Origin of the sequence: Pseudomonas sp. ANT_H12B (genome assembly GCF_008369325.1) — a bacterium.
In the GTDB taxonomy this organism is placed as follows: Bacteria; Pseudomonadota; Gammaproteobacteria; order Pseudomonadales; family Pseudomonadaceae; genus Aquipseudomonas.
In genome coordinates, this window is record NZ_VOBI01000014.1 from 143,522 (window position 1) to 165,113 (window position 21,592).

The 21,592-nt window shown below is 59.5% G+C and carries 20 protein-coding genes and 1 pseudogene; 12 read left to right on the forward strand and 9 right to left on the reverse strand.

What is annotated here, in order from left to right; all coding sequences use genetic code 11:
* Nucleotides 1-51: 51 nt before the first annotated feature.
* Nucleotides 52-927 carry an ATPase gene (locus FQ185_RS21090; protein ID WP_149419103.1) on the forward strand — a complete coding sequence of 292 codons (876 nt, stop codon included), beginning with the start codon at nucleotides 52-54 and terminating at the stop codon, nucleotides 925-927.
* A 123-nt stretch (nucleotides 928-1,050) separates the two neighbouring features.
* Nucleotides 1,051-1,899, forward strand: a complete 849-nt coding sequence (locus FQ185_RS21095) for a cache domain-containing protein (protein WP_149419104.1) — start codon at nucleotides 1,051-1,053, stop codon at nucleotides 1,897-1,899.
* A gap of 46 nt (nucleotides 1,900-1,945) precedes the next feature.
* On the opposite strand, the gene FQ185_RS21100 is transcribed toward FQ185_RS21095, so the two are convergent.
* Together FQ185_RS21100 and pobA are read right to left on the reverse strand one after the other, a co-directional pair.
* A complete protein-coding gene (locus FQ185_RS21100) occupies nucleotides 1,946-3,463 on the reverse strand; it encodes an MDR family MFS transporter (RefSeq protein WP_149419105.1) in 1,518 nt (505 codons plus the stop codon).
* Nucleotides 3,464-3,544: 81 nt separating this feature from the next.
* A pseudogene (gene pobA / locus FQ185_RS21105) lies at nucleotides 3,545-4,708 on the reverse strand (4-hydroxybenzoate 3-monooxygenase).
* A gap of 178 nt (nucleotides 4,709-4,886) precedes the next feature.
* Here pobA and FQ185_RS21110 point away from each other — a divergent pair.
* Nucleotides 4,887-5,783: a helix-turn-helix domain-containing protein gene (locus FQ185_RS21110; RefSeq protein WP_149419106.1), complete on the forward strand. Its 897-nt coding sequence runs from the start codon at nucleotides 4,887-4,889 to the stop codon at nucleotides 5,781-5,783.
* A 9-nt stretch (nucleotides 5,784-5,792) separates the two neighbouring features.
* On the opposite strand, the gene FQ185_RS30220 is transcribed toward FQ185_RS21110, so the two are convergent.
* Both FQ185_RS30220 and FQ185_RS21115 read right to left on the reverse strand, forming a co-directional pair.
* Nucleotides 5,793-5,969: a hypothetical protein gene (locus FQ185_RS30220; protein WP_170206612.1), complete on the reverse strand. Its 177-nt coding sequence runs from the start codon at nucleotides 5,967-5,969 to the stop codon at nucleotides 5,793-5,795.
* Nucleotides 5,970-6,095: 126 nt separating this feature from the next.
* Complete coding sequence (locus tag FQ185_RS21115) at nucleotides 6,096-7,001, reverse strand: LysR family transcriptional regulator (RefSeq protein WP_149419107.1); 906 nt, start codon at nucleotides 6,999-7,001, stop codon at nucleotides 6,096-6,098.
* Between the two features lie 114 nt (nucleotides 7,002-7,115).
* Between FQ185_RS21115 and FQ185_RS21120 the strand changes: the two genes are divergently transcribed.
* A complete protein-coding gene (locus tag FQ185_RS21120) occupies nucleotides 7,116-7,997 on the forward strand; it encodes an MBL fold metallo-hydrolase (RefSeq protein ID WP_149419108.1) in 882 nt (293 codons plus the stop codon).
* 55 nt (nucleotides 7,998-8,052) lie between these two features.
* Here the strand turns inward: FQ185_RS21120 and FQ185_RS21125 are convergent, their stop codons facing one another.
* Entirely contained in the window at nucleotides 8,053-8,934 is an 882-nt protein-coding gene (locus FQ185_RS21125) for a LysR substrate-binding domain-containing protein (RefSeq protein WP_149419109.1), read from the reverse strand.
* A 159-nt stretch (nucleotides 8,935-9,093) separates the two neighbouring features.
* On the opposite strand from FQ185_RS21125, the gene FQ185_RS21130 reads away from it, so the two are divergent.
* The 6 genes from FQ185_RS21130 to FQ185_RS21160 all read left to right on the forward strand — a co-directional run bounded on the left by FQ185_RS21130 (nucleotide 9,094) and on the right by FQ185_RS21160 (nucleotide 16,515).
* Entirely contained in the window at nucleotides 9,094-10,731 is a 1,638-nt protein-coding gene (locus tag FQ185_RS21130) for a 5-guanidino-2-oxopentanoate decarboxylase (RefSeq protein WP_149419110.1), read from the forward strand.
* A complete protein-coding gene (locus tag FQ185_RS21135; RefSeq protein WP_149419111.1) occupies nucleotides 10,728-12,176 on the forward strand; it encodes an aldehyde dehydrogenase family protein in 1,449 nt (482 codons plus the stop codon). Before FQ185_RS21130 ends, FQ185_RS21135 begins: the two co-directional genes overlap by 4 nt.
* A 217-nt stretch (nucleotides 12,177-12,393) precedes the next feature.
* The gene (locus FQ185_RS21140; RefSeq protein WP_149419112.1) at nucleotides 12,394-13,497 is read left to right on the forward strand and encodes an extracellular solute-binding protein; all 1,104 of its coding nucleotides are present in this window, start codon (nucleotides 12,394-12,396) and stop codon (nucleotides 13,495-13,497) included.
* Between the two features lie 195 nt (nucleotides 13,498-13,692).
* Nucleotides 13,693-14,601: an ABC transporter permease gene (locus FQ185_RS21150; RefSeq protein WP_149419113.1), complete on the forward strand. Its 909-nt coding sequence runs from the start codon at nucleotides 13,693-13,695 to the stop codon at nucleotides 14,599-14,601.
* Nucleotides 14,598-15,446 carry an ABC transporter permease gene (locus FQ185_RS21155; RefSeq protein WP_149419114.1) on the forward strand — a complete coding sequence of 283 codons (849 nt, stop codon included), beginning with the start codon at nucleotides 14,598-14,600 and terminating at the stop codon, nucleotides 15,444-15,446. Before FQ185_RS21150 ends, FQ185_RS21155 begins: the two co-directional genes overlap by 4 nt.
* Nucleotides 15,447-15,459: 13 nt before the next feature.
* Nucleotides 15,460-16,515 carry an ABC transporter ATP-binding protein gene (locus FQ185_RS21160; protein WP_149419115.1) on the forward strand — a complete coding sequence of 352 codons (1,056 nt, stop codon included), beginning with the start codon at nucleotides 15,460-15,462 and terminating at the stop codon, nucleotides 16,513-16,515.
* Between the two features lie 122 nt (nucleotides 16,516-16,637).
* On the opposite strand, the gene FQ185_RS21165 is transcribed toward FQ185_RS21160, so the two are convergent.
* Nucleotides 16,638-17,567, reverse strand: coding sequence for an AraC family transcriptional regulator (locus FQ185_RS21165; RefSeq protein ID WP_149419116.1), 930 nt, complete (start codon nucleotides 17,565-17,567; stop codon nucleotides 16,638-16,640).
* Between the two features lie 335 nt (nucleotides 17,568-17,902).
* Here FQ185_RS21165 and FQ185_RS21170 point away from each other — a divergent pair, with 335 nt between their 5' ends.
* A complete protein-coding gene (locus FQ185_RS21170; protein WP_149419117.1) occupies nucleotides 17,903-18,256 on the forward strand; it encodes a putative quinol monooxygenase in 354 nt (117 codons plus the stop codon).
* A 41-nt stretch (nucleotides 18,257-18,297) separates the two neighbouring features.
* Nucleotides 18,298-18,528 carry a hypothetical protein gene (locus tag FQ185_RS21175; RefSeq protein ID WP_149419118.1) on the forward strand — a complete coding sequence of 77 codons (231 nt, stop codon included), beginning with the start codon at nucleotides 18,298-18,300 and terminating at the stop codon, nucleotides 18,526-18,528.
* Here the strand turns inward: FQ185_RS21175 and FQ185_RS21180 are convergent, their stop codons facing one another.
* From FQ185_RS21180 to FQ185_RS21190, 3 genes are all read right to left on the reverse strand, one after another.
* Nucleotides 18,529-19,158, reverse strand: a complete 630-nt coding sequence (locus tag FQ185_RS21180; protein ID WP_149419119.1) for a flavin reductase family protein — start codon at nucleotides 19,156-19,158, stop codon at nucleotides 18,529-18,531. It lies immediately after the preceding gene.
* A gap of 249 nt (nucleotides 19,159-19,407) precedes the next feature.
* Entirely contained in the window at nucleotides 19,408-19,623 is a 216-nt protein-coding gene (locus FQ185_RS21185; RefSeq protein WP_149419120.1) for a hypothetical protein, read from the reverse strand.
* A 348-nt stretch (nucleotides 19,624-19,971) separates the two neighbouring features.
* Nucleotides 19,972-21,291: an MFS transporter gene (locus tag FQ185_RS21190; protein WP_149419121.1), complete on the reverse strand. Its 1,320-nt coding sequence runs from the start codon at nucleotides 21,289-21,291 to the stop codon at nucleotides 19,972-19,974.
* Nucleotides 21,292-21,592 lie beyond the last annotated feature (301 nt).

Here is a 21,592-nt window from a genome sequence, read left to right on the forward strand (position 1 = left end):
TTTATACTGCGTCGCATCACGCCATCACCGCGTTCCACAAAGGTTGACTCAATGTCCATGCGTAACGATGCCAACGACGACTTCGACAATGTACCGGGCCTGCGTGCCGACAGCCTCGACGACGATGATTTTGTGCCCGCCGCCCGCGCTTCCGTGCATTCGCGGAACGCGCCAGTCGTCAAAGTCAAAAGCCCGAGCACCGGCCCGTTGTGGGCGCTGGTCGGCGCCTTGTTCTTTGCCTTCGCCGGCCTTGCCTGGTGGAGTTTCCAGCAGCTCTCGCTGATGGAACAGCAGTTGGTGGCGACCCAGGAAAGTTTCGCCCGCATCAGTGAGGACGCGGCGGGGCGCTTGCAGGACATTTCCGGCAAGGTTGTCGCCAGTCAGACCAACGTCAGCAGCGGCAGCGAAGCGCTGAAGCTGCAGATCAAACAGCTGGAAAGCAAACTCCAGGAACAAAGCAAGCAGCAGCAAGGTGTTGCCGGCCAGACTTCGGAGCTGGACAAGCGTCTGGCGCAGATGACCGCCCAGACCAGCGAACTGGACAAACGCTTGGCACAGATGACCGCCCAGACCACTGAGCAACAGACCGCCACCATTCAATTGCAGGCTCAGGTCAAAGTCTTGAACAGCGACGTAGCCGTGCTGAAAAGCACACCGGCGGACACTGACAAATTCGACGCCCAGCTGAAAAGCCTCGGCGCCGACATCGTCGCGCTGAAGAAGCAAGGGAACCCGAGCGCCGCTATCGAACGCCTGGAGCAGGAAGTCATTGTTCTTAAAAGCGAACAGGACAATCGCCCGGCCGCTGCGCAAGGTGGCACTAACACCGCTGAGTTTGATGCCTTCCGCGGGCAGACCACCCGCAACATCAACACCCTTCAGGCGCAGATCCAGAATCTGCAGCAGCAGCTTCGCGCCCGGCCTTGAGCCATGAATCATTCCCGGATTCACCGGGAATGATTTCCTTACACACTGCGATTCGCTGAATATCCATACATGCCCCATTGCCGTCTACGCTCTTGAAACACCGACAAGAACGAGGGATGCGCAATGGGGTTTTTGCATAAATGGGCCTTGCTGGGCGGGTTGTTGTTGCTGTGCCTGGGCCAGGTTCAAGCCGCCGGCACGGAAAAGGATGACAGCCTGGCCGCCAAAGCCCTGCTGGAAAAAGCCCTGGCCTACTACCACGACAATGGCGACAAGGCCTTCGCGGCATTCAGCCGTCAGGGGGAGTTTGTCGACAAGGATCGATACGTCTTCGTGGTCGACACCAAGGGCGTGATGCTGGCCAGCGGCGGGCCGTCATCGGCGCTGATTGGCCGGGATGTGTCCGACGCACTCGGACCGGATTTGCAGAAAGCCTTCAAGGACGCCTTGAAAGTGCCGGAGGGCAATGGCATTCAGCAGGCGGAATATCGTTGGCAGAACTGGTCCGATGGCAAAGTCGAACGCAAGCATGTGTTTTACCAGCGCATCGGTCAGCGGATCCTGGCGGTCGGTTACTACCTGCCACGGGCGTCAGCGGAGCAGGCGATGGCCTTGCTGAACAAAGCGGCGGCCGATCTGGCCAAGGACGAGAAGGGCACGCTCACGGCGATCAACTCCCTGAAAGGCGGGTACTTGCAGGATGACCTGTACGTGTTCGTCGTCGATCTGGACAACCAGCGTTATGTCGCTCACGGCACCAACTTGCGCTTGATCAACACCGACTTCGGCAAAATCAAGGACCCGGAAGGCAAACCGGTGGGCGAGCCGATCCTTGCCTCGATTGCCAGGCAGGATCACGGCGAATACGAATACCGCTGGAAAAACCCGGTGACCGGAAAGGTCGAAAACAAGCATGCGTACCTGAAAAAGGTCGGGCATTTTCTGGTGGCTGTCGGGTATTACAGCCCTTGATGGTGATCGTTCCCACGCAGAGCGTGGGAACGATCAGTCGGAGGTATCAGAGAACCTTGTCTTCGCGCCCACGCAACAACATGTTCGGCATGGCAATCGCCGCCGCCAGACCCAATAGCGACACCGCCGCGCTGACCATCAGCAAATTGCGGAACGTCAGCAGCAGTTCTGCGCGCAAGGCATTCTGTGCATCCCCCGGCGCGGCGTTCAAACCATCGAGCAGGACATTCCCCGAACTGCCCTCACCGATTATCGACGAGCTGGCCAGGTGGGCGAAATTCGAATCCTGCAACAACGCCAGCAGCAGCGCCGACATCAACGCCACGCCCACCGCGCCACCCAAAGAACGGAACAGGTTGGTGGTGCTGGTCGCAACACCGATGTCCCGTTGTGCCACCGAGTTCTGCGTCCCGACCAACGAGGTAGGGAATTGCATGCCGGAGGCGATCCCGCTGAGCAACATGAACAGGCTGCTCAGCAGCAATGCGTCAGGCGCACTGAGCGCCATCCCGATAATCGAGATCGGCATCAGCACGGCGCCGGTCAGGATCATCGGTTTGTAGCGCCCGGTTACCGAGGTTCGGCGTCCGGCGAAATAAGCGCCTATCGGCAAGCCGATGGCCAGCGGCAACAGGTGCAGCGCGGCGCTGTCGGCCCCGGCGCCGGTGACGCTCTGGAAGCGCAGCGGCATCAGTACGATCAGTGAGATCGCCTGGAAACTGGTGAAGAAAATTGTGCACCAGCAGAGGATCGCGTTGCGGTTGGCGAACAAATGCATCGGCAACAACGGCTCTTGCGTCCTGCGCTCATGCCAGACAAACAGCCCCAGAACCAACACCGCACAGCCGAGCAGGCCCAACACTTCAGTACTGCGCCACGAATGGCCTTGACCGACCTGCGTGATGCCCAACAACAACGTGGTCAAACCGATGATCATCAGCAATGTGCCGAGGTAATCGATGATCGGTTTGCGTTGTGGCACCGGCAGTCCCACCAGCGTGCGATTGGCCACCAGCCATGCGCCCAGACCCAGCGGCAGGTTGATAAGAAATACCCAGCGCCACGACAGGTATTCAGTCATGTAACCGCCGAGTACCGGGCCGGCCACGCTGGCCACTGCGTACATGCTGCTGAAATAACCCTGATAGCGGCCGCGCTCGCGGGGCGGCACGATATCGCCGATGATCGCCTGGCTCACCGAAACCATCCCGCCGGCGCCAATGCCCTGAAGAATCCGCGCCAGCACCAATTGCTCCATGCTCTGGGCCATGCCGCAGAACAACGAAGCAATCGTGAATACACCCATGCCGAACAGCATTAACTTGCGGCGGCCATACAGGTCACCCAGTTTTCCGTAGATCGGCACCGCAACCGTCATCGCCACCATGTAGCCGGAAATCACCCAGGCCAACAGGCTGACGTCTTTAAACTGTGCGGAAATGGCCGGCATCGACACCGCGACGATGGTTTGGTCCAGCGCGCCGAGAAAGATCGCCAGCATCAGGGCGATCAATACGCTGCGAATGGCGGGTTTGGGCGTTTCAGGCTGGTTGAGATTGGTCACGGGTTAAAACCTGCGGGCAATGATTGACCCGCGAGGAAGCACGGCGAGCGGGAATGCTTGCCAGTGTAAGTCGGTAGGAGGCTATTCGATAGCCTCATAAGGAAGACCGACGTCATTTTCTGCAATGGTTTTTCGACCCGCTTCTGAATCGACGAAGTACGCCAGTTCCGACTCGGCGATGCCCTGACTGAAGGCATCGTGGTCGTCGAAGCGGTGCAGCATCGAGGTCATCCACCAGGAGAACCGCTCGGCTTTCCTGACCCGGCGCAAACAGACCTCGGAGTATTTCTCCAGCAAATCCAACTGACCTTTCCGGTAAACCTTCAGCAGAATATTGAACAGCGTACTGACGTCGCTGGCCGCCAGGTTCAGGCCCTTGGCACCGGTGGGCGGGACAATGTGCGCCGCATCACCGACCAGGAACATCCGCCCGTATTGCATCGGTTCAACCACAAAGCTGCGCAGCGGCGCGATGCTTTTTTCGATCGACGGTCCGGTCACCAACGTGTCGGCCAAGGCCTGTGGCAAGCGGGATTTGAGTTCATCCCAGAAACGTTGATTGGACCAGTGATTATCCGCCGGCACCTGAAGGTAATAGCGAGTGCGCGTTGCCGAACGCATGCTGCACAAGGCAAAACCGCGCTCGTGGTGGGTGTAGACCAGTTCTTCGTGGACCGGAGGGGTATCGGCCAGAATCCCGAGCCAGCCAAACGGATAGACCCGCTCGAATACATTCAGGCACTCGGCGGGAATCGACTGGCGCGCCACGCCATGGAAACCGTCGCAACCGAGCCGATACGTCTCGCCATCCTTTTCGAAAGTGACAATGGCTTCATCGGTTTTCATGCCGTGGAGCACGACGTTTTTGGCTTCGTAAAGGGTCTGCGCGTGGGCCATCTGACGAGCGGCCATCAGGTCGCGGGTGACCTCGGTCTGGCCATAAATCATGGCGGTTTTGCCACCGGTCAGAGCTTGCAGATCGATGTACGCGGCGTGCGTCGAGGGCCAGCTCGAAGCCTCCATGAACCGACCCTTCGGCGTCCATGCGCTGGCCCACACCGGCCTGGCGCAACAGCTCTACCATGCCTTGTTCGAGGACACCGGCACGGTTTCGCCCGAGCACATAAACCGGGGTCTGGCGTTCGAGAACCAAGTATCGATGCCGGCATTGTGCAATAACTGACCGAGTAACAAACCAGATGGACCTGCACCGATAATGGCAACTTGGGTTTTCAGCATTTTCATTGTTTTATGACTCGCAAGCTCCACGCGGCCAAGGCCGATGAATGATTTTTATGGATCGAGTGCTTGCATTTTTCACTTGTTGGTCTGTCAATTGAAGGGGAAAACTGAGCCGATACCTGTACATTTTGCCAATCGGTGCGATTATCGCCCGCCTACCTCTGAGGCCTGGATTGAAGTGATGAACAAGCCTGACTTGCCTTCGATTCCAGTGTTCAAGCTCTACGGTGAAAGCCTGGATTGGCCGACCCCGGACTTGCTGCACTGTGAAACCATTTCCAAACGCAGCCGCGAACATCAATGGGAAATCAAGCTCCATCGCCACGCTGATTTGTGCCAGTTGCTCTTCGTATTCAAAGGTCAGGCAGAGCTTGAAATCGAAGGCAAACGTACGCAGCTGACTGAGCCAGCGATCCTGATCCTGCCGCCGTTATCGGTGCATGGTTATCGATTTTCCGAAGACGTCGAAGGGTTCGTCGTAACGCTGGCCGCGCCGCTGGTCGCCCATCTTCAAGCGCAGCTGGGTAACTCGGTGAATGCCTTGGCCCAGGCCGAAAGTTATCCGGCGGGCAAGGACAGTGAGTACCTCAACAGCCTGTTTACAGCGTTGCAAAACGAATACACCGGCCATCAACCAGCGCGTGAAATGCTCATGCATTCGCTGGTCAGCGTGATCATGGTGTGGGTTAGCCGTCAGGTGATTTCGCGCCGCAACGCCAGTCAACGTCCGCAACGTGCCCGGGAATACCTCAACGGTTTTATTCAACTGGTGGAAGAGACCTATCGTCAGCACGTCAAGGTCGAGGACCTGGCCCATCGGCTGGGGATTTCCGTGTCTCACCTCAACGGCACGTGCCGTGAGCTGGCGGGACAACCGGCGTTGCAGATCATGCACGAGCGTCAGCTACTGGAGGCCAAGCGCTTGCTGACCTACACCAGCATGACGATTTACGAAATGTCCGACGTATTGGGGTTTTCCGATCCGACCAACTTCACACGCCTGTTCCGACGTCGAGTGGGGATCTCGCCCAAAGCTTTTCGCGACCGTTTGAAGGCCGATCAGGACAACGAAGCCTGATCCCCTCCGTTACTTGAGGGCGTTGAGGGTCGCGTTGTGGGGAATGCAGCGCTCGAAGTTACAGCTCGCGTATTCACGGGGCAGTTGTCGCAACTGCTCGACGCGCCAGGCCGCGGTGCCATACAGCGCAAGCGTGGCGGCGCAGGTGATGAAAATGGCGAGGTATCTTCTTGTTTTGATGTTCATGGCGTTGACCTCTGAACGAATACCCTTCGGTACTACCTTCAGCATAGGTCAGGGCCGGTGAGTTGCCAGCAAAGCGGCGTTTGCATCCCGATCGTTCCCACGCGGAGCGTGGGAACGATCGTCCGGTTACAGGCCGATATCCCACGCCGGCTCTTCAGGAAACCTCAACACCAGAAAATCCAGCATGCTGCGCAACGTCGCCGGCATGTGTTTGCGTGAGGCATACACCGCGTAGATGTTCATCTGACGCGGCTCGGCGTGGGGCAGCAAGCGGATCAGTTCGCCGCTGTGGATGTGCACACCGGCCTGATAACTGGGCAGCATCGCCACCCCGGCGCCGGCCATCGTCGTGCGCAGCAGCGTGCTGGCTTCGTTGGCGCTGATATTGCCCTGCACTGGCACCGAGACCGGCTCGCCGTCCTCCTCGAAATGCCAGAGGCTTTTGCCAAAGTAGGAGTGGGTCAGGCAATTGTGCTGGCTCAGCTCCTCGACCCGCAGTGGCGTCGGGTGCTCGAGCAGATAAGCGGGGGAGGCACAGATCACCGAGCGGCAGACCGTCAGCCGTCGCGCGATCAGGTTCGGGTCCAGGTCATTGCTGGTGCGAATCGCCAGATCGATGCGCTCATCCACCAGGTTCACCGTGCGATCGAGCATCTGCAGGTCGATGCTGACGCCAGGGTAACGCTTGACGTACGCGGCCATGGCATCCGCCAGCTGCGCCTGGCCGAACGAGGTGCTGACGCTTATCCGCAGCAGGCCGCGCGGTGCATCGTCCGGTTCGCTGATGGCGGCTTGCATGTCGGAGGACAGATCGAGCATCTGCCGACAACGGGGCAGGATTTCGCTGCCGGCAGCGGTCAGGCTCAGCTTGCGTGTGGTGCGGTGCATCAGACGCGCGCCGACCCAGTCTTCCAGCTCCGCCAGATACCGGGAAACCACCGGGCGCGACAGGTCCAGATGATCGGCGGCGGCCGACTGACTACCGAGATCGACCACTGTGACGAACACCCGCATTGCTTGTAGACGATCCATGATTTGCCCGCTTTCAGAAACAAACTATGTTCAAGCATCGCATTTTTTGTACTGAGTCAGGCAACTAAGCTCTGTCCCATCGCCAAGCACGGCATTCGGACAACGGGGCAACAGATGATCGGCTTCACTTCGCTTAAACGTATTCTTTGGGCAACCGCCACTCTTGGCTTCGCGGCCCATGCTGCTGCCGCATCGACCCTGACCCTGGATGTCTACAACCCGGGCGATAAAGCTATCTTCCCGGTGACCTCGGTACTGGTCAGCGGTGAGAAAGAGGCGATTCTGGTGGACGCTCAATTCGGCAAGTCCCAAGCCGAACAGGTGGTGGAGAAAATCCGCGCCAGCGGCAAGCAACTGACCACCATCTACATCAGCCACGGTGACCCGGATTACTACTTCGGCCTCGACACCCTGACTGCCGCATTCCCTAAGACAAAAGTGCTAGCCTCGCAGCCCACCGTTGATCACATCAAAAAAACCGTCGACGGCAAACTGGCGTTCTGGGGCCCGAAAATGGGCGCTGACGTGCCAGACAAGACCATCGTACCGGGCGTACTCAAGGGCGACAGCCTGATGCTTGAAGGGCAGAAATTGCAGGTGGTGGGTCTGGAGGGCAAGCAACCGGATCGCAGCTTCGTCTGGATCCCGTCGATCAAGGCTGTGGTCGGTGGCGTGGTCGTTGCAGAAAACATCCACGTGTGGATGGCCGACACTCAAACCGCACAATCCCACGCCGATTGGCTGACGACGCTGCACGCTATCGAAACCTTGAAACCGAACACCATCGTGCCGGGCCATTACCTGGGTGAGAGCGCCCGTTCCCTGGCCGCCGTGCAGTTCACCGCCGATTACATCAAGGCCTTCGACGAAGAAACCGCCAAGGCAAAAGACGCTGCCGCGCTGATCGCCGCCATGAAAAAACGCTTCCCGACCCTGGGCGAAGAAAGCTCGCTTGAGCTGAGCGCCAAAGTCGCCAAGGGCGAGATGAAGTGGTAGCCCGTCGTTCCTGATCGTTCCCACGCTCTGCGTGGGAACGATCAGTTACCCGGCATTAGCGCGCCTGGGCCTGCTCCACCAACCACCTCATCAATTCACGCAACTTCGGCGAAGGTCCCGGTTTTTCCGGGAAAACCAGGTAATACGCCAACCCCGTCTTCACCTTCAATTCGAACGGCATGACCAGCCGTCCCGCACTCAAATCATCGCCAATCAACGACCAATCCCCAATCGCCACGCCTGTCCCTTGGGACGCCATCGACATCGCCAGGTCCAGCGTTTCGAAATGCTGACCCTTGCCGACATTGCTCAGGCGAACATCCGCGGTGGCCAGCCACGCCTTCCAGTCCCGTTCATCCCGGGTCGGGTGCAGCAGCATGTGCTGCTCCAGATCCTCCGGCGTCAGCAGCGGCACCGGACCTTCGAGCAACGGCTTGGAGCAGACCGGCGTCAGTTGCTCATCAAACAAACGCTGGGACACCAACGCGCTGTCCGGCGGCACGCCGTACATCACCGCCGCATCGAACTGCTCGCGATGAAAATCGACGCCGTGTTTGACCGTGGTGGTCAGTTCCACCGGCACATCCGGCCGCTCGCGCTGCCACTGCAACAGCCGTGGCAACAACCAGCGCATGACGCAGGTCGGGGCTTTGAGCTGCAAGGTTTCGCGCTTCTCGCCGATCTGCTCGACCGCCTCGTCGATCAGCCCGAAAATCTGCTGGACCCGCGGCAGCCACTCCCGTCCTTCGGCCGTCAGGTCAAGACCCCGGGCCTGGCGAATGAACAGCTCATAACCCAGATGATCTTCCAGCCCGGCGATCTGCCGACTGACCGCGCCTTGTGTGATGTGCAGTTGTTCGGCGGCCCGGGTGAAGTTGCAGCACTGCGCAGTGATCAGAAAAGTATGCAGCGCCGGCAGGGGAGGCAGTCGTTTCATTGGGATCCAAGGTATGACGTGAGGACATGGCTAGTATGACTTTTTATCCATTGTTGCGGCTACGTGTCGCCCGTTCCAATGAGGCCATCCCTGGACCTGCCAATTCATCATAAACACTGCGCAGGCCCGGCGTCTCAAACGAACAAGAAGGGCAAAGACATGGCGACGTGCGGCGAAGTATTGGTCAAGTTACTCGAAGATTACGGGGTTGAGCAGGTGTTCGGCATTCCAGGGGTTCACACCGTGGAGCTGTACCGAGGGCTGGCCCGTTCGAGCATCAACCACGTCACTCCGCGTCACGAACAGGGCGCCGGCTTCATGGCCGACGGTTACGCACGCACCAGTGGCAAGCCGGGTGTGTGCTTCATCATCACTGGCCCGGGCATGACCAACATCACCACCGCGATGGGGCAGGCCTACGCCGATTCGATTCCGATGCTGGTGATCTCCAGCGTGCAATCGCGCAGCCGGTTGGGCGGCGGTCGCGGCAAGCTGCATGAACTGCCGAATCAAAGCGCTTTGGTCGGCGGTGTTGCAGCGTTCTCCCACACCTTGATGTCGGCGGCTGAATTGCCAGGCGTGTTGGCGCGTGCTTTTGCCCTGTTCCAGGCCGGTCGTCCGCGGCCGGTGCACATTGAAATTCCGTTGGACGTGCTGGTCGAAGAAGCTGATGACCTGCTCGCCAGTGTGCCGGTGAACATCGACCGAGCCGGTGCTTCGCCGTCGGCCATTTCCCGCATGACAGCATTGCTGGCCGGTGCCAAACGTCCGCTGATTCTCGCTGGTGGCGGTGCCATCGAGGCTGCGGCCGAGTTGACTGAGCTGGCCGAACTGCTGGACGCACCGGTCGCGCTGACCATCAACGCCAAAGGCATGCTCGAATCCAACCATCCGCTGTTGATCGGTTCGACCCAGAGCCTGGTCGCCACCCGGGCGCTGGTGGCCGAGGCCGATGTGGTATTGGCCATCGGCACCGAATTGGCCGAGACCGACTACGACGTGACCTTCGCTGGCGGTTTCGAAATTCCCGGCGCACTGCTGCGCGTGGACATCGACCCTGACCAGACCGTGCGCAACTACCCGCCGCAGGTGGCGCTGGTGTCCGACTCGCGCAACGCTGCCCAGGCCTTGCTGAGTGCGCTGTCGCACAAGTCGCTGGCCGAGCGCCGCAACGATTGGGGCCAGGTCCGTGCCGCGCGTTTGCGCGAAGAACTGGCCGCCACGTGGGACGCCCCGACGCTGGCGCAGACGCGTTTCCTGGAAACCGTTCTGCACCAATTGCCGGACGCTGTGTTCGTCGGCGATTCGACCCAACCGGTGTACACCGGCAACCTGACGTTCAACCCGGAGCGCCCGCGTCGCTGGTTCAACTCATCCACCGGTTACGGCACCCTCGGTTACGCCTTGCCGGCAGCCATCGGTGCCTGGCTCGGCGGCAGCGTTGAGAACGGCGCGCGTCCTCCGGTGGTGTGCCTGATCGGCGACGGGGGCCTGCAATTTACCCTGCCGGAACTGGCCAGCGCCGTTGAAGCGCGCACCCCGGTGATCGTTTTGCTGTGGAATAACCAGGGCTACGAAGAGATCAAGAAATACATGGTCAACCGCGCCATCGAGCCGGTGGGCGTCGACATCTACACCCCGGATTTCATCGGTGTGGCCAAGGCGCTGGGCTGTGCGGCCGAAGCCGTCAACGGTGTCGAGCAACTGCGCAGCGCATTGCGCGCCGCTACCGATCGCCAAGGTCCGACGTTGATTGAGATTGACCAGACTTCGTGGATGGAGGCGGTGTCGAAATGAGCTTTCCGACAACCCTCGACGGTCTGTACATCGACGGCCAATGGTCGGCTGGCAACGAACACCTGCGCGTGATCAACCCGGCGACCGAAGCCCTGTTGACCACTGTTAACGGCGGCGATGAACGGGCTGTTGATCAAGCGGTTAAAGCTGCCACCGAAGCCTTCAAGAGCTGGTCAAAAACCACCGGCGCCGAGCGTGGCGCGATCCTGCGAAGAATCGCTGCGGGCGTGCAGGCCGGTCGCGAACAGTTGATGCATTTGCAGTCGAGCAACAACGGCAAACCGCTGTTCGAAGCGGCCATCGATGTCGACGACGTGATCGCCACCTTCGAGTATTACGCAGGGTTGGCTGAAGGTCTGGACGCCAAACAGGACAGCACTGTTGAGCTGCCAACTGACGACTTCAGTGCCCGCGTGCGCCGCGAGCCGTGCGGTGTGGTCGGCCTGATCGTGCCGTGGAATTTCCCGATGGTCACCACCGCCTGGAAGCTCGCTCCGGCCCTGGCCGCGGGTTGCTGCGTGGTGCTCAAGCCTTCGGAAGTCACGCCGCTGCCGGAGCTGGAACTGGCGGCGATCATCGCCGAGGCCGGTCTGCCAAATGGCGTGTTCAACCTGATCTGCGGCACTGGTCTGGCCGTTGGCGCACCGCTGTCGGCTGACCCGCGTATCTCTAAGATTTCCTTCACCGGCAGCAATGCCGTCGGCGTGCAGGTCATGCAACGCGCGGCGGAAACCGTCAAAGGGGTGAGCCTGGAACTGGGCGGTAAATCCTCGCTGCTGGTGCTCATGGATGCTGATATCGAACTGGCTGTGGACGTGGCCTGTGGCGGCGGTTTCTTCAACGCCGGGCAAATGTGTTCCGCCACCAGCCGCGTGCTGGTCGCCGATGAACTGGCGGAAGAATTCCTGAAACGCCTCAAGGCCCGCGCCGAAGCCATTCGTGTGGCTGACCCGTTCGACCCGAACGTGGAAATGGGCGCGCTGGTCAATCAGGCGCAATACCAGCGCGTGCTCGGTCACATCGATCGCGGTTTGACGGCTGGCGCCAAGCTGATCTGCGGCGGCAATCGTCCTGCAGACCTGCCTCGCGGCTATTTTTTGCAGCCGACCATTTTCACCGACGTGCCCCTCGACAGTGCGCTGTGGTGTGAAGAGATTTTTGGCCCGGTGATCTGCGTGCGCAGTTTTGCCTCTGAAGCCGAGGCGATTGCCTTGGCCAACGACAGCCAGTTCGGGCTGGTGGCCAGCGTGGTCACTCGCGACAACGCAGCCGCGGACCGGGTCGCCAACGCTTTGCAGGCGGGGCTTGTGTGGGTCAACGCGCCGCAAGTGATCTTCCCGCAGGCCGCCTGGGGTGGCTACAAACAGAGCAGCATCGGCCGTGAGTTGGGGCCGTGGGGTTTGCAGGCTTTCCAGGAAATCAAACACGTGATTCGAGCGCTCTGACGGCTCGAAAACGGTCAGCGCATGCCTCTTGATGAGGCATGCGCTGGCGTCATGGCTTCAATGAGTTTTTATCGATAGTCAGGTGTTTTGCACGACCTCAGGATGAACCCGTCGGCTCAGCGCAAGCCCTTTGAAACCGGGGGCTTCAAGCAGATAGACGGCGCAGATGCAACGGTTGCGACCAACCTCATACTTACAAAAACAAAGGGAGTCCTTCATGGGCGAGCATGATCTGAACAGACGTCAATTTATCAAAACCGTGGGCGTGGCGTCCGTAGCCGCGGCGGCCATGAGTCTGCCCTTCGTCCGGGCCAATGCCAGCGATACACGCTTCCAGGGCAAGACCCTGCGTTTGCTGACCTGGTCGGATGACACTGGCCTCGCCGCACTGCGCAACATCGCTGCAACCTTCGAGGACAAGTACGGTTGCAAGGTCATCGCCGACCGCACCGGCAGCACCTCGGAAATGGTCGCCAAACTGAAAGCAGCCGGTGATCGTCCGCAGTACGACATCATCACCCTGGCTGGCGTCGGTGCCGAAGGTCTGGCCGCAGCGGGTTTTCTGGAAAAACCTGATCTGAACCGCATCCCCAACCTGGTGGATGTACCGGAGAAATACCGCACCGGCGCCAGCGGCCACGGCATCGGTTACCTGCTCTGGTGCAACAGCCTGGTCTACAGCACCCGCACCATCAAAGAGGCACCGGACAGCTACGCCGCCCTGTGGGACGCGGAGCTGTCGCCGAACATCTTCCTGCCGCCGCCGAACTGGACCGAGGCCATGGACCTGATCATCATCGCCGCCAAACTGGCCGGTGGTGACGAACACAACATCGAGCCGGGCTTCAAGAAACTCGCCGAGTTGAAGGATCGCGTCGTGACCCTGGGTGAAAACCCCAACCAGATCGCCGAGCTGTTTCGCACCGGCTCCCTGGACATGGGCGGCCTGTACGCGCCGGCGTTTTTCCCGAAGCAGATCCGCGATCCGGCTTACGGCCTGGGCGCTACGTTCGGCATGAAGGAAGGTTTCTACACTGACTTGATGCTGTCGGTGATGCCGAAGAATCGTCCTGGCGATACCGACCTGACCTACGCCTTCATCAACCATTCTCTGGACCCGCTGGTGCAGGGCAAGATGGCTGAAGACATCTACAACGGTCCGGTCAACGCCAAGGCAATCATCTCCGCCGAAGCGCGCAAGAGCCCGTTCATCCTCACGCCGGAGCAGATTGCCGAGAAAGCGATCATGCACGACAACGCCTTCCTGGCCTCCGTGCATGACCAATGGATTCGTCGTTACACGGAAATCTTTTCTTCCTGATCGAGTGACGACCACAGGATCTTCAACCACTGAAGATCCCCTGTGGGAGCGAGCCTGCTCGCGATTGCGGACTGACATTCACCGATGATGTTGGCTGACACACCGCTATCGCGAGCAGGCTCACTCCTACATGGGGTCGATGTGGTTTCCAGGACTTGTGTTTGTCCGCTGCTTTCCATTGACGAGACCCTTGCTATGGAACACCAACCTCTGACCCATCCGGTAAGCGTGGCTCCCGTGCGCGCCAATCGGGGTGTTTCGCCGACGGCGCGCGCCTGGATTTTCCTCTCGCCGTCGATGCTGTTTCTTGGCGTACTGATTGCCGCCAGCCTCCTGGTCCTGCGCATGAGCGTCGGCACCAAAGGCGCGGAATGGACCGGGTTCAGCCTGGCCAGCTACGCGCAATTGCTGGAACCGTACTACCTGAAATCCTTGCTGCTGACCCTGCGCCTGGCGCTGATCAGCGCGGTGATCGCCGTGGTGCTGGCGATCCCGGTGGCCTACACCATGTCGCGGCTGACCTCACCGTTTGTGCGACGGATCTTCCTCGCCGCGGTGCTGCTGCCATTGCTGGTCAACCTGTTGCTGCAAAGCTACGGCTGGCTGGTGATTCTGGGACCTGGCGGGATGCTCAATCAGGCGCTGATGGGCCTGGGCCTGATCAAGCGTCCGATCATGCTGCTGTACAACCAGAACGGCGTGTTGATGGGCCTGGTGCAAACCGCGTTCCCGTTGGCCGTGCTGCCGATTGCCAGCGCCATGCGCGGCGTCGCCCGTACCTACGAAGAAGCTGCCGCAACCCTGGGTGCCAGCCGTTTTCAGGTGTTCCGCCAAGTGGTGCTGCCGATGAGCATGCCGGGGATCATCACGGGTGCGACGTTGGTATTCGCCTACAACGCCAGCAGCTTCGTGGTGCCATTGCTGCTCGGTGGCCGACGCGTGCCGATGCTGGCGGTGATGGTGCATGACCAGATCGCCCCGCTGATGAACTGGCCTGCTGCATCCGCTGCCGGCGTGGTGTTGATCGTCACCACCCTCGCGATCATGACCTTGTCCGAATACTTTACTGGCCGCCGTCGGCGCATGCTGGAGGCTTCTCAATGAACACCCTGACCAAGAAGCGTTATTCGCTGCTGCCGGGCGAAACCGGCAAGTTTGCCGGCATCCTGTCGGGCTTCATCCTGCTGCTGGCGGTGTTGCCGATCCTGACCATGATCGTGATGTCCTTCAGCGGTGCATCGAACCTCGACTTCCCGCCGAGCAGCTACAGCCTGCAATGGTACAAGGCTGCCTGGAACACCTTCGTGTCGCCGGATTCCAGCGATGTGCTGAGCCTCGGCAAAGCCATGACCACCAGCCTGATGGTGGCGTGCCTGACCATGATCTTCGCGACGATTATCGCGGTGCCGGCGGCTTACGCACTGACCCGTTGCGAGTTCCGCGGCAAAGCCGTGGCGCTGCAACTGATGTCGCTGCCATTGGTGTTCCCGATGGTGGTGTTGGGGCTGGCGTTATTGCTGGTGTTCGACAGCCTGCCGTTCCACATCACGACCTCGCGGCTGGTGATTGCCCACGTGATCCTGGCATTACCGTTCGTGGTGAAAAACTGCACGGCGGCGATGCTCTCCATCGGCAGCGAAGTCGAAGAGGCCGCGCAAATGCTCGGTGCTTCGCCCACCCGGGCGATTATCGATGTGGTGGTGCCGTTGATGAAGTCGGGGATTCTGGCGGGGATGCTGCTGGCGTTCATCGTCTCGTTCAACGAATTCACCGTGACCTATTTCCTCTACACCATCGACGTCATGACCGTGCCGATCTGGATGTACAGCCGCACCGTGTCTTCGCTCGACCCAACCGTTTTCTCGTTTGCCGTGCTGATCGTGCTGATCGACTTCGTCCTGATCTGGGCGTTGGAGAAGCTGGTGGGCGAGGGCGGCGTTTCCTTTTGATTTGAGGTGCAACATGACTGGTCTGATTCTAGAAAACGTCGAGAAACATTACGGCTCGGCCTGCGCGGTAAAGGATGTAAACCTGCATTTGCCCGAGGGCAAACTGGTGTGTTTTCTCGGCCCTTCGGGTTGCGGCAAAACCACCTTGCTGCGAATGATCGCAGGGCTCGAAACCCTGAGCGGCGGCGAGATTCGCCTGGACGGTGAAGACATCGGCAACACCCCGGCGCATCAACGTAATTTCGGCATGGTGTTTCAATCCCTGGCGCTGTTTCCGCACATGACCGTGGGAGAGAACATCGCTTATCCGCTGAAACTGCGCGGCGTCAGCAAGGTTGATCAGCAGGCGCGGGTAGTGGAGTTGCTTGAGCTGATTCAATTGCAGGAAATGATTGATCGCCCGGTGGCAAAACTTTCCGGTGGCCAGCGTCAGCGCGTGGCGATTGCCCGGGCGATTGCCAATCACCCGAAAATCCTGCTGCTGGATGAACCGCTTTCGGCGCTGGATGCCAAGCTGCGTGAGTCGATGCAGGTGGAAATCCGTCAGCTGCAACAGCGCTTGAACATCACCACTATCCTCGTGACCCACGACCAGCGTGAGGCCATGACCATGGCCGATATCGTCGTGGTATTGGGTGAGCATCGGGTGCAACAGGTGGGCACGCCGATTGAGATCTACCGGCACCCGGCCAACGAATTCGTCGCGGACTTTATCGGTTCAGGCAACATCTTTCCGGCCACCGCGCTGGGCAACGGGAAGGTTGGGTTGCCGGGCGGTGATGCGCTGGAAGTACCGATCTGCGGCAGCATTGTGATCGGTGAAAAAGTCAAAATGCTGATTCGCCCTGAGGATCTGCAACTGTCCCATCCACAGGCCGCGGCGGGTAACCGGTTGCTCGGTAAGGTGACGTTTGTGCGTGATATTGGCGCGACGATTGAGACGACCGTGGAGTGTTCCGGGGTGTCGTTCACGGCGCTGAGCACGCCGTGTCAGGGGTTTGGGTTGAGCATTGGCAACCCGGTGTCGGTGACTATTCCGGCAGAAGCTTGCCGCGTACTCAGCGCCTGACCTACTGGCCCCATCGCGAGCAGGCTCGCTCCCACATTAGACCGAGTTGTTCATGAGAACGCGGTCAACTGTGGGAGCGAGCCTGCTCGCGATGAGGCCGGCACAACCAACACAAATCTCAGCTAGACCGTCAACCGCAACCGCGCCAAATCCCGCAACGGCGGAGCCCCGAACAATCGGCTGTACTCACGGCTGAACTGCGAAGGGCTTTCGTACCCGACCCGATACCCCGCCGCCGACGCTTCCAGCCCTTCTGCCAGCATCAACCGCCGTGCTTCTTGCAGGCGAAGTTGCTTCTGATACTGCAACGGGCTCATTGCCGTCATCGCTTTGAACCGGTGATGCAAAGTCGACACACTCAGGTTCACTTCCTTCGCCAGATCATCAATACGCAACGGCTGCTCATAGTTGCCGTTGAGCCATTTGATCGCCTGGCTGATGCGGTGGCTCTGGCTGTTGGCGATGGCGATTTCATACAGCCGATGACCCTGCTGGCTGCGCAACAATCGATAAAGAATCTCACGACGAATCAGCGGCGCGAGCATGGCGATGTCTTTCGGCGTATCCAGTAATCGAGCCAGACGCAGCACGGCGTCGAGCATCGCGGCGTCGAGTCGTTCGACATACAAGCCGCGACCGGTCGGCCGTGTGGGTACGCCAAGGGGCCCGGCATCGGCAATCAGCGCGGAAATTTCCGCCGGGTCGATATCCAGCCGCACCGCGAGGATCGGTTCTTCAGACGTGACGTTCACGACCCGCCCGCTCAGAGGCATCGAGACCGACACCACCAGGTAGTTCAGCGGATCGTAATTGAAGTATTCGTCGGCTAGCCTGACCTCTTTGCGACCCTGGGCCATGATGCACAACGCCGGTTGCGCCAGCACTGGGGCAAAGTCATGGGACTTGCTGTGTTTCGCCATGAACAGCGAGCCAACGGCAGTCGCATAATTGCCATCCTCCATCGTATTACGGCGGATGATAGCGGCCAGTTCCGCGCGCTGTTTCTCCATTTCGGCGTCCAGCGGGGCTTGAAAGTGATCGAGCGACGACATGCAAGGCATCCTCGGTGAGGCGTTGGTAATGAGGCGAGCTTAAGTTTGTGCAAGACGAAGCGGTAGACACATCCTGCCTCAAGCTTGCCTGATTCTGCACGGAGTGAATTAACGGTGCCTCTATGACAAGGTCGCCCAAGGAAAACTTGCTTGAAAGCCGTATTCCTCGGTTTTTAAGGCTTTTACAGGTTGTTACAGGTTTATCGAGAAGCCACGCAGGATTGTGCAATAAGCCGGCAGGAATCGACTAACCGCGATAGCACGGGCGCGCTTAACCTTTGATCCTGTCGCAGCCCGTCCCACGGCTGCCACTCGACTACCTGGGAGGGTTGAACATGTCTACGCAGATCCCCGTCAGTCATATGGCTTTTGTCCGCGCCCGTGCCGGGCGTTCCGCGGAACTTGGTGCGCGCCTCAGCGCCCTGATCGAGCCGTCCCGCACCGCACCGGGTTGCCTGAGCTTTGCTTTGCAGCATTCGCAATGCGATTCCGAGTTGTGGCTGGTGTCCGGATTCTGGACTAACCAACAGGCGATGACGGCGTATTTCGGTAGCCCGGCCATGGAGATTTTTGCCGAGCTGGTTCAGGAACTGGTGGTCAACAGCCTGGATTTCCATACCTTCAAGGAAGTGTCGGCCGCTCAGGCGCTGGGTCAGTCCCAGTCGTGGGTACACAAAATGGCGGGTTGAGGGTTTAATGGCTCAATTCTCCATTAGCCAGGATCCGCGACATGGCACGCAAAGCCTTTGAAACCTTCGAAGCCGTATCTGCCGTAGTACCCCGTGAGGGCGGTTATTACGCCGCAATCGCCACCAAAGCCATCGGTGGTTCGGGCGCACCGCGCTTTCACAAGCTGCTGGAAGAACAAACCTTCAAAACTGCCCGCGAGGCCGATGAAGCCGCCGCGCTTGAGTTGACACGCCTCAAAGACGTGAGCGAAGACGGCGACCTGATCTGGTAATTACCTTTTCGCCCCCGGGCGATACATCTTGAACAACGCCTCAGGCCCCAGCTGGAAATAATCCGCTGGCCCGCCGCCGCGCAGGATCGGTTCTGCCGCGGCGGTGTCGTACACCCCATCCTTCAATAGCCACTTGGCGATATGCACGGCCACCACTTCGCCGAGAATCAACCAGCTCGGCACCACTTCGCCGTCTGCACGCTGCAACTGAATGATCTGCGTGACCTTGCACTCAAAGGACACCGGGCTCTCGGCCACGCGCGGCACCTGAATGACTTTCGAGGCAACCGGCGTCAGCCCGGACAGCTCGAATTCGTTGGTGTCGGGCGGGACCATGGCGCTGCTCTGATTCATCCGCTCGGCCAGCGGCCGGGTTGCCAGGTTCCAGGCGAATTCGCCGGTCTGTTCGATGTTATTGAAGCTGTCTTTGCGCCCGACGCTGGAAAAACCAATGATCGGTGGAATGTAGTTGAAGGCGTTGAAGAAGCTGTACGGCGCCAGGTTCAGATGGCCGTTGGCGTCCTGCGATGAAATCCAGCCGATAGGGCGCGGGCCGACGATGGCGTTGAACGGGTCATGCGGCAAGCCGTGGCCGTTGGCGGGTTCGTAATAATGGATGTCGTCGGGCATGTGAATTCCTGGGGCGGTGTTCGATTGGGGCCATAGTGCAAGGGCGCACAGGTTATTTCCAGTCAGATGGAGATCTTGTGGCAGTGAGCTTGCTCGCGATGGCGGTGTAACAGATAAATCATCGTTGAATGTCGAGCCGCTATCGCGAGCAAGCTCGCTCCCACAGGGTTCTTCGACAATCCTTGAGATTTGCTTTGCGCCAGAAATGACTAAGCCCGGCCAAAGCCGGGCTGTGGTGTTGCTGGCGGATCAGCTGATGGAAGCGGAGCCAGTGCGATCGTAACCGTCGGCTGCGAAAGTCGCCGAGCCGGTGCGGTCGTAGCCATCAGCCGCGACAGTCGCGGAGCCGGTGCGGTCATAACCATCTGCTGCAACAGCGGAGCCCGTGCGGTCGTAACCATCGGCGGCGAAGGTGTTGGCGGCCAGTACGGAAAGGGCCAGGGCGAGGAACAGTTTGGTTTTCATCTTCGTAACTCCAGATTCGGTTGGCGTGTTGTGCCTTGGGCATGGGACTCATGCTACGCCAGATAAACTGATTAAAAAGCGCAAAATAATGCTTAAAGCAATCGATTAATTAGATGTTATGGTCGTCAGGCTTTTTCGCTTTCAAAGACTGAGTGAGCACATCGCAGTAAATCGATCAGGCCGGTGCAGGATGGGTTCTGAGCATTAACCGGTGATTAATCCGGCGCATTGCTTACGTGACGGATTTTTCATACAGCGGCTTATCGATGATGAATGCATCTTTTCCGGAGCCAGTAAAAAGGGGCAGACCATGGCTAGGTCTGCCCCTTTTTTGTGACGCGAGTGGACTTAGTCCGTCTCGATCCGCGAATGCTTGCGGGTGTCTTTCATGGTCACGTAGACCAGCAGCGACACGGCAATGCACGCGGTGACATACCAGTAGTAACCGGTTTCCATGCCGATGCTCTTGAACCACAGCGCGATGTATTCAGCAGTACCGCCGAAGATCGACACGGTCAGTGCGTAGGGCAGGCCGACGCCCAACGCACGGATTTCGGTCGGGAACAGTTCGGCTTTGACCACCGCGTTGATCGAGGTGTAGCCGCTGACGATGATCAGCGCTGCCATGATCAGGAAGAACGCACCCCACCAGGTCTGAACGGTGTGCAGGGTGGTCAGGATCGGCACGGTGAACAATGTCCCCAGAATACCGAAGGCAATCAGGATCGGCCGGCGACCGACTTTATCCGACAGCCCGCCAACGATCGGTTGCAGACACATGAACAGGAACAGCGTGGCCGCGGAAATGGTGGTGGAGTCGGAGATGCTCATGCCGACGGTGTTCACCAGGTATTTCTGCATGTACGTGGTGTAGGTGTAGAACGCCAGGGTGCCGCCCATGGTCAGGCCGACCACGGTCATCAGTTCCTTCGGATGGCGCATCAAGGTGCGCATTGCGCTTTCCTTGGCCTTTTCTTTCTTGGAGAACGATTCGGTTTCTTCCATGCCGCGACGCAGGTACAGCGCGACCACGGCACACAGTGCGCCGATGGCGAACGGGATGCGCCAGCCCCAGGCGTAGAGCTCCTCGGTGGTCAGGGTCTGTTGCAGCACGATCAGCACTGCCAACGCGATGAGCTGACCCGAGATCAGGGTCACGTACTGGAAGCTGGAGTAGAAGCCGCGACGATCCTTGGTCGCCATCTCGCTGAGGTACGTTGCCGAGGTGCCGTACTCGCCACCGACCGACAGGCCTTGCAGCAGGCGGGCGAAAATCAGCAGGATCGGTGCGCCAATGCCAATGGTTTCATAACCAGGGCTCAGGGCAATCAGCAGCGAGCCGAAACACATCAGATACACCGAAGCCATCAGTGCTTTCTTGCGACCGGCCTTATCGGCGTAGAGGCCCATCAACCAGCCACCGATCGGGCGCATCAGGAAGCCCACGGCGAAGATCGCGGCGGTGTTTAGCAGTTGCGCGGTGGTGTCGCCCTTGGGGAAAAAGGCCTTGGCGAAGTACAAGGAGAAGGCGGCATAGACATACCAGTCGTACCACTCGACCATGTTGCCGACAGAGCCGCTGAAGATCGACTTGATGCGGCTGGACGTGGTTCTTGCTTTGGCCGGCGCGGCAGCCGACCCAAGGGGCAGGGTATTGGAGTTATCCATTGAAGGATCCTTCGTTTAATTGTTTTTGTGGAGTGCGAATTAACGCAGCCTGCATGGGCTATAGCAGGAGCTGTGCCAAGGGAAGGAGGGCCGGTTTAGAGGGGGTAGGACGGTTTCTTGAGCGAAAATCCGCTCAAGGTGCGGTCTGGATGAGCGGATTTCCGCCGACTGATGGTTCCCACGCGGAGTGAACTGACCCCCAAAGGTTGAACACAACCTTTGGGGGTGTCATGGGTAAGTACACAGAGCAAGTAAAACTGGCAGCAGTGCAGGACTACTGTTCCGGTAGCGCGGGTTTGAG

Bases quoted from the DNA above. Each gene is read 5' to 3' on its own strand.
- FQ185_RS21160 (WP_149419115.1), top strand. From the start codon at position 15,460: ATGACTGGTCTGATTCTAGAAAACGTCGAGAAACATTACGGCTCGGCC.
- FQ185_RS21130 (WP_149419110.1), top strand. From the start codon at position 9,094: ATGGCGACGTGCGGCGAAGTATTGGTCAAGTTACTCGAAGATTACGGG.
- FQ185_RS21135 (WP_149419111.1), top strand. From the start codon at position 10,728: ATGAGCTTTCCGACAACCCTCGACGGTCTGTACATCGACGGCCAATGG.
- FQ185_RS21150 (WP_149419113.1), top strand. From the start codon at position 13,693: ATGGAACACCAACCTCTGACCCATCCGGTAAGCGTGGCTCCCGTGCGC.
- FQ185_RS30220 (WP_170206612.1), bottom strand. From the start codon at position 5,969: ATGAACATCAAAACAAGAAGATACCTCGCCATTTTCATCACCTGCGCC.
- FQ185_RS21165 (WP_149419116.1), bottom strand. From the start codon at position 17,567: ATGTCGTCGCTCGATCACTTTCAAGCCCCGCTGGACGCCGAAATGGAG.
- FQ185_RS21110 (WP_149419106.1), top strand. From the start codon at position 4,887: ATGAACAAGCCTGACTTGCCTTCGATTCCAGTGTTCAAGCTCTACGGT.
- FQ185_RS21170 (WP_149419117.1), top strand. From the start codon at position 17,903: ATGTCTACGCAGATCCCCGTCAGTCATATGGCTTTTGTCCGCGCCCGT.
- FQ185_RS21125 (WP_149419109.1), bottom strand. From the start codon at position 8,934: ATGAAACGACTGCCTCCCCTGCCGGCGCTGCATACTTTTCTGATCACT.
- FQ185_RS21175 (WP_149419118.1), top strand. From the start codon at position 18,298: ATGGCACGCAAAGCCTTTGAAACCTTCGAAGCCGTATCTGCCGTAGTA.
- FQ185_RS21180 (WP_149419119.1), bottom strand. From the start codon at position 19,158: ATGCCCGACGACATCCATTATTACGAACCCGCCAACGGCCACGGCTTG.
- FQ185_RS21155 (WP_149419114.1), top strand. From the start codon at position 14,598: ATGAACACCCTGACCAAGAAGCGTTATTCGCTGCTGCCGGGCGAAACC.
- FQ185_RS21185 (WP_149419120.1), bottom strand. From the start codon at position 19,623: ATGAAAACCAAACTGTTCCTCGCCCTGGCCCTTTCCGTACTGGCCGCC.
- FQ185_RS21120 (WP_149419108.1), top strand. From the start codon at position 7,116: ATGATCGGCTTCACTTCGCTTAAACGTATTCTTTGGGCAACCGCCACT.
- FQ185_RS21190 (WP_149419121.1), bottom strand. From the start codon at position 21,291: ATGGATAACTCCAATACCCTGCCCCTTGGGTCGGCTGCCGCGCCGGCC.
- FQ185_RS21095 (WP_149419104.1), top strand. From the start codon at position 1,051: ATGGGGTTTTTGCATAAATGGGCCTTGCTGGGCGGGTTGTTGTTGCTG.
- FQ185_RS21090 (WP_149419103.1), top strand. From the start codon at position 52: ATGTCCATGCGTAACGATGCCAACGACGACTTCGACAATGTACCGGGC.
- FQ185_RS21115 (WP_149419107.1), bottom strand. From the start codon at position 7,001: ATGGATCGTCTACAAGCAATGCGGGTGTTCGTCACAGTGGTCGATCTC.
- FQ185_RS21140 (WP_149419112.1), top strand. From the start codon at position 12,394: ATGGGCGAGCATGATCTGAACAGACGTCAATTTATCAAAACCGTGGGC.